The sequence below is a fragment of the Micromonospora sp. WMMC415 genome, assembly GCF_009707425.1.
Classification (GTDB): domain Bacteria; phylum Actinomycetota; class Actinomycetes; order Mycobacteriales; family Micromonosporaceae; genus Micromonospora.
Genome location: NZ_CP046104.1, coordinates 3,259,193 through 3,272,410, shown reverse-complemented (window position 1 = coordinate 3,272,410; position 13,218 = coordinate 3,259,193). Strand labels below are relative to the sequence as shown.

The following is a 13,218-nucleotide window of genomic DNA, read 5'->3' as shown; positions in this document are numbered from 1 at the left end:
GGCCCGCCCCGCCCTGGGGATCACGGCGGATCGACATTCTGGGGGCGGTCACCGGGTCGCGACGTCACCCCGGCAGGCGGGTGTGCGGGCAGCCGGCCGACGGGCGCGTGCCGCCGATACGCAGTCGTCGATTGTTATCAAGAACATCGCCGGCTGCGTGGCGACGGTCAGTCCGGGGGCGGCGACGACCGCGCCGCGTACCAGCTGCGGCCCAGCGTGGCCGTCACGCCGTGCGCGACGGTGCTGAACACCACGACGAGGCTGCCAGCGGCCCAGAGCCGCCAGTCCCGGACGCCCTCCTCCCCGCTGTACGTGAGGTAGAACAGCGCTGACACGCCGACCGGCCCGAACCAGCCCAGGAACACCGTGTCCCGCCGCGGCATCTTCAGCGCGGGACGCACCGCCAGCACCAGCGGCAAGCGACGCAACAGCAGCACCGCCACCGCGAACCCGGCCGCCGGCCAGCCCAGGTGATGCCACTCGCGCCACGGCACCTCGACTCCGAGCAGGAAGAACACCGGCAGCACCAGGTACCGGGTCAGCGCGTCGTCCAGTTCCTGCTCCGAGGCCCGCGACTCGTTGCCGATCACCCCGTTGTAGGCCAGCCCGGTGACGAACACCGCGAGGATCCCGTCGGTGTGCAGCAGCCGGGCGACACCCAGGGCCGCCACGCCGAGCACCACCGCGAAGACCAACAGAGAGCCCTCCTCGACCTCCTCCCGGGCTTCGGCCGCGCAGACCGCCCGACCAGCCGCGTAGCCGACGACCAGACCGACCAGCACCGCCCCGAGCACTCCCCACACCGCCTCCCGAACCTGACCGCCCGCCGTGAGGTGTGCCGCGGGGATCAGCGCGAGCACGACGAAGACAAAAGCCAGTCCGTCGTTGGCGCCGGACTCCCCGCTGATCACCTGCCGCAGCCGACCCGGCAGTTGCCGCTCGGCCGGGCCGCCGGAGACGATGCTGGAGGCCAGCACCGGATCGGTCGGGGTCAGGCAGGCTCCGAGCAGCACGGCCAGAACCAGCGGCAGGCCGAGGACCAGCCACGCCAGGGTGGCGGTGACCACCGCCATCCCCGCCATGACCACGGTCAACAGCACACCGACCTGACGAACCACCGACCGGTACTCCGACAGGGGAAACCGCAGCGCCACCGCCATCAGCGAGATGGCCAGCAGGATCCTGCTGGCCTCCAGCATCAGGCCGGACGCCAGCTGATGGGGCAGGTCGATCAGCCCGAGAGCCGGGCCCGCCAGGACGCCCAGGGCGAGAGCGAGCAGCGGCTCGCTGAACGGTGCCCGACGGATGGCGCTGGACAGGAAGGCCAGCAACACCGCCAGCACACCGACCAGGGCATAGCTGAGATGGAGCGACTCCACCCCGCGGCGCTACCCCGATCGCCGTGGCTCCACTCCCCGCTCGCAGGGACATTTCGACACCACGGCCGGGTAGCGTCGCCGACCAGCGGCTATTCGGCCCCGACGTCCGGAAACATCCCCGTCGTCCCGGCCCGAGTTCGACCTCCCACCGCGCGCGCCTGACAGACTCGACTCATGGACCGACCTGTCGTTGCCGAGTTCCACGACGGTCCGCTCGACGGCACCCGCCGTGTGCAGCGTGAACTGTCGCCCGTACATGTGGAAGAGCTTCGCGGTCCGGCCGCGCCTGGCTCGTCGATGACCAAGGCCGAGTCGGCGGGACGCTCGATGGTGTACGTGCTGCGGGTCGACAACACCACCGGGCGGCCGGCCCCGGACGGCGACGGCCGCTACCGGTACGACTTTCACGGCTACCGATCAACGTAGGGGTAGCTCGGGTAGGCGTAGCCGGCTCCCCGTGCGGCCGCGGACGTCCCCGGCGGGGTCGACGAGGATCTGATCGCTGTCGCTGAGTCCGCGAGCGGCCGGCTGCCCCGCGTGCGACGTCACGTCCGGGCCCTGACCAGCGCCACCGTGCTCACCGCCGGCTCACTCGCACCGCTGCCGGGAGCTGTCGGATTTCCAACTCGGACGGCAGCCTCGCCCGGGCGCCCGCAACCATGGGACGGACACGGTGCGTAAGTTGCGGTACGACGAGTATGGAGGTTGGTACTTGCCGTGATGCCCGAGACCGCAGGCGAGGTTTCCCGGACGATCGACCGACGTATGGCACTGGCCCGGGAATGGGATGAGCTCGTCGAGGAGGTCCGCAAGCTCGACGACTTCAAGGATTTCTTGAGGCCGCCCCGGCTGGAGATGCTGTTGCCGGCCGCGGCGGACGGTCCCGTCGTGATCGTCAACGTCAGCCGGTGGCGCTGTGACGCCCTGGTGGTACGAACGAGCGGCGTCGAGGTCGTGAACCTTCCGAGCCTGACACTTCGTGCGGTGGTCGGTCAGACGAACGAGTATCTGCGGGTACTGCAGGAGGTGGATCAGGCTACCTACATCCTCCATCAGGCGCGGCGGCGCTACGACGACGGCGACCGGTCGCTGGACTCCATCCGTCGGTACACCGCCGCCAAGCAGTCGTGGCAGCGCGCCGCCGGCGAGCGTGACAGGACGCTCACCACCACCCTGCGATGGTTGTGGGATCAGATCGCCGAACCGGTGCTGGCGTGCCTGGGTTTCGTGGCGACGCCGGCGGACGGGGCGTGGCCGCGAATGTGGTGGTGCCCGACCGGCCCGCTGACCCTGATGCCGCTGCATGCCGCCGGCTACCACGATCCGACGGACACACCGGCGGGCCGTACCGTCCTGGACCGGGTGGTGTCGTCCTACACACCGACCCTGCGGGCATTGCTGGAGGCGCGGCGTCCGCTCGGTTCACCGCCGGCGGAGGCCCGAATGCTCGTGGTCGCGCTCGCCGACACCCCCGACGAGGTGCCGCTGGCGGCGGTGAAGCGCGAACGGGACGTGCTCGTCTCACACTTCTCCCCGCGGACCACGCTGTTGGAAGGTGCGATGGCCACCGCGGCGGTGCGGGACGAGCTCGCCCGGCACCGGTGGGCGCACTTCAGCTGCCACGGAAGCCAGAACATGGCCGACCCGTCCCAAGGCGGCCTGCGGCTGCACGACGGGAGCACGTTGAGCATCGCCGAGATCAGCGCCCGGCAGCACGACGGGGAGTTCGCCTTTCTGTCCGCCTGCATGACCGCGGTGGGCGGGGTGGACCTTCCCGACGAGGTCATCACGCTGACCGCCGCCCTGCACTACACCGGTTACCGCCAGGTCATCGGCACGTTGTGGTCGGTGTACGACGACACCGCCGCCGATGTCGCCGAACTGGTCTACGACGACCTCATGTCGGACGGCACCTTCGCTCCGGCCCGCTCGGCCCACGCCCTGCACGGCGCGCTCCGCCATCTCCGCGACGTCCGAGGGCTGCCCGCCAGCGCGTGGAGTCCGTTCACCCACACCGGGCCCTGATGTGACAGTGCCCGCCGCCTCTTCCCGGAGTGGTCCCGTTGACCGACCATGACGATTCCGCGCCACCGCCGGACGGCGAACCGCTGCCGTACCGTGAGGTGACCGACGAGAAGTACGCCGAGTCAGCCGCCCGCACCTTCACGGTCGACGAACCCGACCCGGGTACGCTCGTCCTCCGCGGCCCGTGCCCGCGCTGCCACGCCCTCATCGATATCGCCGTGGTCGACGGCGTCTTCCGGACGTCCCGGCTGCTTGGCGCGGGGCCGTGGCGCCGAGGGCGGAGCACGGCCGACCACGAGGAGCCGATGCTGTGCACCTGCCAGGAATCCCACCCTGGCCGGCCGGATGATGCCGTCGGCTGCGGCGCGTACTGGACGCTGGTGCTGTCGAGGCAGGACGGATGACCCCGACCGCGCCGACCGACTCATCCCAGCCGAGTCCGAGGTACCGGCTCTCCCCCGGTCCTCGCCCGGCCACCATCGTCGAACTGCGGACCGCCCAGGTGCGCGACCGGCTGCTGCGCACCGAACTGGCCCGCGTGCGTACCGCGGCGGCCGCCTGGCGCAACGGCTTGGGGGCGTTGCTCGCCGCGCTCATCGGGTTCAGCCTGATCAAAGGTCGCTCTGATGTCGGCCAGCTCACCACGGCCTGGGCTGCCTGGGTCGGCGTCCTCCTCCTCTTGGCGCTGGTAACGGGCACCGTGGGTGCTCTGCTCTTGATCCGGGCGGCGCACGGCCGCCCGGCGGTCACCGCGACCCGGGCCCTGACCTCGGTCCTGGCAGCCGACCACCTTGACGCGCTCGCCTCCACCGCCGCGCTGCGACGTGGCATCGCTGCCACCCTCGGCTGCACTCTCCTTCTCGTCGCCGCGGTGGGGGCCACCTGGTACGGCCCGGAGCGGGAGAAGCCATCCTTGCAGGTGACCACCTCCGCGGGCGCCGTCTGCGGATCGGTGGTCCGGCTCAACCGTGGCGTTCTCGTGTTGAAGACCACGGCGGGTGAGGTCGCCACCGACCTGACCACGGCTCTGACGATCACCGCGGTGGGCAAGTGCCCGTGACGCCCCGCTAGCTGATCCGCTGCGTGCCCGCTCCCAGCGTCGATCATCCCCGACCGTCGTCAGGAGGTCCGGTGCGAATGTCCGAACCCGAAGCAACCCTCGCCGCGTTGATTCGGCGCATCCACGCTTTCCGGCTGGGTGATCCCGGTCCGGTCCTGGATACGCAAGCGGTGGCCGAAGCCCGCAGCCTGCTGGATCGCGCCGCAGGCGTGTACGGCAGCCTCCCGATCCACGTAGCAGAGGTGGTGGCCTGGATGCATCTGTGTCGTCACCTGGCCTCGGGCGACGGACGGGGTCAGGAGGACCTGCATACTGCGATCAAGATGTTCGCCGTGGTCGCCGAGGTGAACCCGCAGGCGGTACCGGAACCGGTGCGCCAGTACCTGGCTGACGGCGTCACCGGCATCGATCCGGGTATTCAGGCTCAGGTCGCCACGCTCCTCGAAGAGGCGCAACAGCGCGGCGACCGGGTGGCACTGGAGCGCGCCGTCACGCTCCTGACCACCGCGGTGGCCGCCACGCCGGCCGGCCACCACGACCACGCCAGGTATCTGTCCTGTCTCGGCAGCGCGCTGCATCTACGGTTCCAGCTCGGCGGGGCCGATCCCGACCTCGACGAGGCGATCCGGCTTGGGCGGCAGGCCGTTGCGGCCACCCCCGCCGAACTCGTCGCCCACGCGGCGATGCTGTCCAACCTGGGCAACGCGCTACTGGATCGATTCGGGCGAACCGGTGTTGTGGCGGACCTGGACGAGGCCGTTGACGTTGGCCGCCGAGCCGCGGCCGCCTCCATCGGCGACCAGCACCATGTCGTCTGCCTGTCCAACCTTGGCGGCGCGCTGCTCACCCGGTTCGGTCACACGGGATCGATCGCGGACCTCGACGAGGCGATCGGCATCGCCCGGCAGGCCGTAGCGACCACCCCCACGCACCACCCCGACCACCCCAGGCGGCTGGCCAACCTCGGCAGTGCTCTGCGGACCCGGTCCGAGCGGACCGGCTCCGTCCCGGACCTGGACGAGGCGATCGACGTCGCGCGGCAGGCCGTGGCGACGACTCCGGCGCACCACCCGGACTACGCTGGCCGCCTGGCCAACCTCAGCCGAACGCTGAGAGTCCGATTCGAACGAGATGCCGGGACCGATGCCGACCTCGACGCGGCGATCCGCTTCGCGTGGGAGGCCGTAACAGCCACTCCCGCTCACCACCCGAAGCGCGCCACGCGCCTGTACCACCTGGGCGGAGCCCTGCTCGCCCGGTTCCACCGCACCGGGGCCGCGGCCGACCTGGATGAGGCCATCGGGTTGGGCCGGCAGGCGGTGGCCGCCACCCCGACCGATCACCGCGACCACACCGTCTTCCTGTCCGACCTCGGCAACGCGCTGGCCACTCGGTTCGAGCTCGTCGGCTCGGCTGCGGATCTGGAGGAGGCGATCCGTATCGCACGGCAGACGGTCCGGGCCACGCCCAGCGGCGACCCCGACCAGGCCAAGTACCTGTCGAACCTTGGAACCATGCTGCGCGCACGCTTCGAGCGTGCCGGGACTGCTGCGGATCTGGACGAGGCGGTGCTCGTCGGCCGCGAGGCCGTGACAGTCTCCCCCGACGATCACCCCGTCCGCGCCACCTACCTGTCCAACCTCAGCGCGACCCTGACCAACCGGTTCGCGTACGCCGGCGCCGTCGATGACCTGAATGAAGCCGTGAGCGTGGGTCGGGAGGCGGTATCGGCCACCCCGACAGGTCACCCTCGCCGGACCGAACGCCTCTCCAACCTCGGTCTCGCGCTGCAGACGAGGTTCGAGCACACACGATGCCTGTCGGACCTCAACGAGGCGGTGGTCGTAGGTCGGAAAGCGGTGACTGACACCCCCACCGACCACCCCAGCCACGCCCTGTTCCTGTCCAACCTCAGTACTGCGCTCCACCTGAGGTTCCAGCACTCGGGGGCCACGGCAGACGTGGTCGACGCGATGCGCGGGTGGAAGCTGGCAAGCAGGTCGCCGGTCGCGCCGATGCGGGTGCGCCTGAACACCGCGGGCCATCGGGCCCAGCTGCTCGCGGCTCAGCGGAGCCCCGCAGCGGCCGTTGAGGCCTACGCCGCGGCGGTGGAGCTGCTCCCCTTGCTGGCGTGGCGAGGACTCAGCCAGCGCGAGCAGCAGGACCTGCTGCGCCTGAACGCCGGCTCCTTGCCCCGCGACGGCGCCGCCTGCGCAATCGCCGCCCGCCTTCCCGATCGGACCGTCGAGCTGCTCGAGTGCGGCCGCGGCATCTACTGGTCGCAGCTGCTCGACACCCGGACCGATCTGACCTCGCTACGGCAGGTGGCGCCCGATCTGGCCGCACGTCTGCACCGATGCAGCGTCGCACTCGAACAGCACGCCCGGACGGACGTCGTCGGCTGACGATCGATGAGGAGGTGCGATGCCCGATTACTGGGACTTCCGGGTCGCCGAGGCGGTGGCGGTCATGCGACAGGTGCAAGCAGGTGCGGACCCCACGGCGCTGGATCACGCCATCGGCCTGCTGCGGCAGACCGTGGCGGCCACCGCACACGGCCATCCGAATCGCGCCATCCACCTACAGAACCTGAGCAGCGCGCTGATGTTGCGTTTCACGTTCACGGGTCTGCGAGCCGACATCGACGCCGCGGTCGACGCCGGGCTGGCGACCGTGGCTCAGGCCACGCGTGGCGACCCGCGGTTGGCCCAGTACCGGCATCAGCTCAACCGCATTCAACTCGAACGCATCAGACTCTTCGGCCTGCCCGACGACCTGGACGCCGCCATCGCCGTCCTGCGCGAGGTCGGCGCCGAACCGGACCTTCAACCAGTGCAGCGCTCCATGCTGGCCGAGAGCCTGGGCGCGGCACTACACCGTCGGTTCCTGCGCGACCACGACCCGGGGGACCTGGACGCCGCCATCGCCGTCGGACGGACCGCCGTGGCGCACGCACCCGATCGACTTCAGGCGTTGTGCGAACTGGGCAACACTCTGTGTACCAGGATCCAGGTCCAGGAGTCGCTCGATGACATCAACGAGGCCACCGACCTGATCCGGCAGGCACTCGCGGCGGTTTCGCCGGACGACGCCGCCCGTGCGGCATTGTGGTTCAACCTGAGCTTCGCGCTGCGGACACGGTACGTGCACACCGACGACGCAGCGGACCTCGCTGCAGCGGTCGACGCGGCTCGCGACGCAGTGGCCGCCATCAACTCCGACCGCGGCGACCGCGGCTCGTACCTGGTCAATCTGGCGGCCCTCCTGCACATGCGGGCAGATCTGTTGGGCGGCGCCACCGACCTCGACGACGCGATCGCCTTGGGGCGGGAGGCGCTGATCGGGGGTGTCGACGGCCAGGAGTCGCAGACTCACCAGTACCATCTCGCCGCCGCTCTGATCACCCGGTTCGCGGCCCTCGGCCGCTTCGCGGACCTCGACGAGGCGTTGAACCTCCTCGACGGCGCGGCGCAGATCATCAGCCCCGACAAACCCGTGGACCGGGCGGCGGCGGTGTCCGCGCTCAGCATCGGGCTGCGTATCCGGTTCGAGTGCGGCGGCACCCTCCAGGATCTGGCTCGCTCGGTCGACCTGGCGCGCGAGGCGGCAGCCTGCCCACTCCCCCCGGCCCACCGAGGAATGATGCTCGCCAATCTTTGCGCGAACCTGCGGCTCAGCGCGATGCACACCGGCGCACTGACCGAGATCGACGAGGCCGTCACCGCCGGCCGGGAGGCAACGGTGCTCCTGCGGGCACCGTCTTCGAAGGCGGCGAAGGCGATGGCCAACCTCGGCATCGCGCTGCGCACCAGATTCGAGCTGGCCGGGGCGCTGGGCGACCTCGACGACGCACTGGCCAAGCTGCAGGCCGCCCTATCGGCTGTACCCGCAGGCCATCCTGACCGGACCCGGTGGACGTCACATCTGGCCATCACGTACCAGATCCGGCATGCACGGCTCGGTGAGCTTGCCGACCTGAACCGGGCCATCCGCAACGGCGCCGACGCGATCGCCGCCACACCGGTCGGGCACTACGACCGGCCACCCATGCTCGACCAGGCCGCCACCGCCCTGCTGACCAGATTCGATCTCACCGCGGATCCCGCCGACCTGCACCGGGCGCTGGAGTATCTCACCGAGGCAATCACCACCAGCCCACCGAGCCATCCGCAGCGCGCCGGCTATGTCGGCAACCTCTCCATCGCCCGGCGGCTCCAGTTCGAACACCGCGGGCGGACCTCCGACCTGGACGACGCGATCAAGCTCGGCCGCGAGGCGTGTCGTACAGTCGGGCCACAGCACTCCATCCGGCCGGTCACCCTGATCAATCTCTGTGAGGCGCTCCAGCTGCGGTTCGAGCGCACCGGGCAGGCCGCCGACCTGAACGATGCGGTCCGCACCGGAGAGCAGGCCGTGGCTCAAGCGCCCGCGCACCATCCGGAACGCGCGGCTGCCCTGTACAGCCTGGGCCTGGCCCTGCGACTCCGGTTCAGGCACGCCGCGCGCCGACAGGACGCCGATGCCGCCACACAGGCATGGCGCGAGGCAGCAGACACCGTGACGGGCGCCGTGGAGATCCGACTCCTCGCCGCCTACCAGCGGGCGCAGCTCGCAGCTTCGTCCCCACACGAGCCGTGGTCGGCCGTCGCGGACGGGTACGCAACGGCGGTGCGGCTGCTGCCGCTGCTGGCCTGGCACGGCACGGCACGCGTCAGCCAACAGCGGACCCTGGCGAACTGGCCGACGCTCGCCAACGACGCCGCCGCCTGTGTGCTGGCCGCCGCTGACCCGGGATGGGCGCTGGAGCTGCTGGAGCAGGGACGGACCGTGCTGTGGACGCAACTACTCAACGCCCGGGCGGACCGCGCCGCGCTCGGCGTTGCCGCTCCACGGTTGGCGGCCGCGCTCGAACGCATCCGGGACGAGCTCGACCGGACCACCGGCGTGGTGCCGACCCAGGCGAGTGGGTCCTGACTCTCGACCCGCGACGGCCGCGACCGGGCAACTCCACTGCTGACCGCTGGACTGACGGCCGGCCGTCTCGTCGGCGTCGACGACCGCGAAGTAGACCATCCAGTGGTTCGGCAGGCCCGGCGGCCACATGTCGCCGCGACCCAGACCGGCATGCCGGGTGAGCTGTTCGCCATGTCCGTCGGTCCTTCCACCCGGGTGTGACGTCGCCCCGATTCCGCCCTCGGCGGCGAGCTTGCATCGGCTTTCTTACACACCCTCGCCTGCCCGCCGTCGAGCCTGCCAAGATGCCCTCAGAAAGATCGTGAAGTGTCTCTCAGCTCCGGTCGTAGCCCGAGCACCCGTGCTGGTCACGCCACGTGGCCGTGTCCCGGGTGCCCGGCGTTTGGCAGCGACACTGGCGGGAGGGCCGGTGGGGGGTACGTCGACAACTCAGGCCCGGCACGTGCGCGTCGAGGTACTGCACCGCTTCCGCGTGCTGGTCGACGGACGGTTCATCGCGCTGTCCGAGGGCAGTCAACGGCTGATCGGCTGCCTGGCCGTCGCCGATCAACCCCGCCCTCGGACCACCCTGGCCGGAACACTGTGGCCGGAACGCAGCGAGCGCGACGCGCACGCGTCGCTGCGGCAGGCGCTGTGGCGGCTCAACCGGCACGTGTCCGGGTTGCTGGAGCAGGAGAACCAGCACATCGGGCTGGCCCGGGGCACCGAGGTCGACCTGCACGAGATCTACCGGCTCTCCGACGCGGTCTCCGAGAGCGAGCCGAGAGTGAACCGGCAGGCGGTACGCCTCCTGGAGGGCGACCTGCTGCCGGAGTGGTCGTACGACTGGTTGGACGGTCACCGCGAGTCGCTGCGCCAGGTGCGCCTGCACACGCTGGAGGCACTCGCGCGCAACGACCTCAACGCGGGCCGTACCGCCACCGCCCTGGTGGCCGCGCTCGCCGCGGTGGGCCTCGACCAGTTGCGGGAGAGCGCCCAACGGATCGTGATCGCCGCACACCTCGCCGAAGGCAACACGGCGGAGGCGGTCCGCCAGTACGTCCGCTTCCGCGACCTGTTGTGGGAAGAGCTGCAGCTGCGGCCCAGCCGGCAGCTCCAGGAGATGCTGCCCGAAGGGGCCAGCTGACCCACCCGCACCCGCCCGGCTGATAGTTCGGTCCACCACGCGGGCGATCCTTCCTGCCCGTTCGGCCGTCGCCGGCTCCGCGTACCGTCCCGAGCCGGGGTGCCGGCTGTCCGTTCGAACCTCGGCGCAGGCGTCAGCGGAGACGCGCCGACAACGCGCGCGCGACGGCTCGACAACGCGGGCGCGACGGCCCGGCCACGATCGGGAGACGGGCCGACGACGATCGACGGCGAGAATCCGCCCATGAGCGTGCAGACGACATACCCCGGCGTGTACGTCCTCGAACGTCCGTCCGGCAGCCACGCGATCACCGGTGTGTCGACGTCGTTGACCGCGTTCGTCGGCGCCGCCCGCAAGGGCCCGGGCGACACCCCCGTGCCGGTGTCCAGCTTCGCCGACTATCTGCGGCGGTTCGGCGACGTGATGGACACCGCGCAGCCGATGGGTCACGCCGTCGGGCAGTTCTTCGTCAACGGCGGCGCCCAGGCCGTCGTGGTCCGGGCGCTCGGGGCGGGCGCGGCCGCGGCGACACTGGCCCTGCCCGCCGTGAACGGGCTGACGGTGACCCTCACGGCCCGCTCGCGCGGGGCGTACGCCAACGGCAGCGGCGCCGGGACGACCGGGCAGACCGGCCTCTTCGCCCAGGTGAAGGCGGCCGACGACTTCCCGTCCGACCGGTTCAACCTGGAGCTCACCGAGTGGACGCCCGGCGTCGGCGGCGGGCCCGCGACGGTGACCGTCAAGGAGGTCTGGCGGGAGCTGTCGATGTCCCCCGCCAGCACCCGTTACCTGGTGTCGGTGCTCAACGCCAGCACCCTGGTCACCGCCCAGGTCACCGGCACGCCGGCGCCCGCGCCCTCGGCCGGGACGTCCACCGGGGCGCTGAGCCCCGCCAACGTCACGGTGACCGGCAAGGCGTTACGACTCTCGGTCGACCAGGGCCCGGCGAACGACTACGTCCTCTTCCCGACCGAGGACCCGCCCGTCTCGCACACCCTCGCGCAGGTCCGTGACCACATCAACGCGCCCGGTTCGATCTGGCCGGTGACCGCCAGCGTGTCCGGCGGCAAGCTCGTGCTGACCAGCAAGACCAGCGACCTGGACAGTGCGGTCGTGGTCGGGCTGAGCGGGCTGAACGACGCGTCGGCCGACCTCGGCCTGGGCGTGGCCCGCGGCGGCGTCGAGGTCAGTGCGAGCGCGCCGTACCGGCCGGCCGCCGCCGCGGCGGCGCCACTGGCCGGCGGCTCCGACGGGGCGACCGTCGGCGCGAACGAGATCGTGTCGGCCACCGCCGGCCAGGGCCTGCTCGCCCTGGACACGTTGGACTTTCCCCGGTTCAACCTGCTCTGCCTGCCGGGCGTGACGACCGCGGACACCGCCTCGATCAACACGGCGCTGGACTACTGCCGCCGGCAGAACGCGTTCCTCGTGATCGACCCGGCGCCGGGGCTGAACCCGGCGCAGCTGAAGACCGCCGCGAACCTGCTGCGGGCGCAGGGCGCCCACGGCGCGGTCTACTGGCCCCGGCTGGTCACCGTCGACGGCGGCGCGGACGGGTGGGGTCCCAGCGGCGCGGTCGCCGGGATCATGGCCCGCACCGACGCGTCGCGCGGGGTGTGGAAGGCCCCGGCGGGGCTGGAGGCCGGCATCGCCGGAGCGGTCGGGCTCACCGCCCCGACCAACGACGACGTCTCCGGCGCGCTGAACCCGCTCGGGCTCAACGTACTGCGCACCTTCCCCGGCGTCGGCATGGTGGTGTGGGGCGCCCGGACCCTCGCCGGCAGCGACGTCCTCTCCAGCGACTCCAAGTACGTCCCGGTCCGCCGGCTCACCGACTACATCTCGGCCAGCCTCTACCTGGGAACGCAGTTCGCCGTCTTCGAGCCGAACGACCCGGACCTCTGGGCGCAGCTGCGCCTGGCGGTCGGGGGCTTCATGCGCGGGCTGTTCCGGCAGGGCGCGTTCCAGCAGTCCGAGAAGCACGCCGAGTCGGACAGCTTCTTCGTCGTCTGCGACTCGTCGGTCAACCCGCAGACCGAGATCGACAACGGCCGGGTCAACGTCGTGGTCGGGTTCGCCCCGCTCAAGCCCGCCGAGTTCGTGATCATCACCATCACCCAGCTGAGCCAGGCGGGAGAGTGACATGGCCGAGTTCAGCGTGAACCCCACGCGCTTCGACCCGTACAAGAGCCACATGTTCCGCGTCCGGTGGGACGGCGTGTACGTGGCGGGGTTGTCGAAGATGTCCCCGCTGAAGCGGTCGACGGCACCGGTCACGCACCGGGTCGGCGGTGACCCCGGCCACGACCGCAAGAGCCCGGGCCTGACCACGTACGACGCGGTCACCCTGGAACGTGGCGTCACGCACGACCTCGCCTTCGAAGCCTGGGCGAACAAGGTCTCCAGCCTGCGCCAGCCGGGCATCTCGTTGCGGGACTTCCGCAAGGACCTCATCGTCGACGTGTTCAACGAGGCGAACCAGAAGGTGCTCAGCTACAAACTGTTCCGCTGCTGGGTCTCCGAGTACCAAGCGCTGCCCGCGCTGGACGCCGCCACGGCAGTGGTCGCCATCCAGAGCATCAAGCTGGAGCTGGAGGGCTGGGAGCGCGACACGTCGGTCACCGAGCCCGCCGAGCAGAGTGTCTGAGGCGGGC

General features: G+C 71.0%; 10 protein-coding genes. 9 read left to right on the top strand and 1 reads right to left on the bottom strand.

Translation table 11 applies throughout. The features are described 5' to 3' along the window. Positions 1-167: 167 nt before the first annotated feature. Positions 168-1,379: a sodium:proton antiporter gene (locus tag GKC29_RS15580; protein ID WP_155331519.1), complete on the bottom strand. Its 1,212-nt coding sequence runs from the start codon at positions 1,377-1,379 to the stop codon at positions 168-170. A 174-nt stretch (positions 1,380-1,553) separates the two neighbouring features. On the opposite strand from GKC29_RS15580, the gene GKC29_RS15575 reads away from it, so the two are divergent. The 9 genes from GKC29_RS15575 to GKC29_RS15535 all read left to right on the top strand — a co-directional run bounded on the left by GKC29_RS15575 (position 1,554) and on the right by GKC29_RS15535 (position 13,211). After that, positions 1,554-1,805 carry a hypothetical protein gene (locus GKC29_RS15575; protein WP_155331518.1) on the top strand — a complete coding sequence of 84 codons (252 nt, stop codon included), beginning with the start codon at positions 1,554-1,556 and terminating at the stop codon, positions 1,803-1,805. Between the two features lie 294 nt (positions 1,806-2,099). Then, positions 2,100-3,404 carry a CHAT domain-containing protein gene (locus GKC29_RS15570; RefSeq protein WP_155331517.1) on the top strand — a complete coding sequence of 435 codons (1,305 nt, stop codon included), beginning with the start codon at positions 2,100-2,102 and terminating at the stop codon, positions 3,402-3,404. A 38-nt stretch (positions 3,405-3,442) separates the two neighbouring features. Then, a complete protein-coding gene (locus GKC29_RS15565; RefSeq protein ID WP_155331516.1) occupies positions 3,443-3,808 on the top strand; it encodes a hypothetical protein in 366 nt (121 codons plus the stop codon). After that, a complete protein-coding gene (locus GKC29_RS15560; RefSeq protein WP_155331515.1) occupies positions 3,805-4,464 on the top strand; it encodes a hypothetical protein in 660 nt (219 codons plus the stop codon). The genes GKC29_RS15565 and GKC29_RS15560 overlap by 4 nt, the downstream gene beginning before the upstream one ends. A 77-nt stretch (positions 4,465-4,541) precedes the next feature. Continuing rightward, positions 4,542-6,869 carry a tetratricopeptide repeat protein gene (locus GKC29_RS15555; protein ID WP_155331514.1) on the top strand — a complete coding sequence of 776 codons (2,328 nt, stop codon included), beginning with the start codon at positions 4,542-4,544 and terminating at the stop codon, positions 6,867-6,869. Between the two features lie 19 nt (positions 6,870-6,888). Beyond that, positions 6,889-9,438, top strand: coding sequence for a hypothetical protein (locus GKC29_RS15550; RefSeq protein WP_155331513.1), 2,550 nt, complete (start codon positions 6,889-6,891; stop codon positions 9,436-9,438). 442 nt (positions 9,439-9,880) lie between these two features. Next, positions 9,881-10,564, top strand: coding sequence for a BTAD domain-containing putative transcriptional regulator (locus tag GKC29_RS15545; RefSeq protein WP_196255621.1), 684 nt, complete (start codon positions 9,881-9,883; stop codon positions 10,562-10,564). Positions 10,565-10,807: 243 nt separating this feature from the next. Continuing rightward, the gene (locus tag GKC29_RS15540; protein WP_155331511.1) at positions 10,808-12,706 is read left to right on the top strand and encodes a phage tail sheath subtilisin-like domain-containing protein; all 1,899 of its coding nucleotides are present in this window, start codon (positions 10,808-10,810) and stop codon (positions 12,704-12,706) included. Position 12,707: 1 nt separating this feature from the next. Next, positions 12,708-13,211 (top strand): phage tail protein, encoded by a 504-nt coding sequence (locus GKC29_RS15535; protein ID WP_111134925.1) that lies wholly within the window; start codon positions 12,708-12,710, stop codon positions 13,209-13,211. The last annotated feature ends 7 nt before the right edge of the window (positions 13,212-13,218 follow it).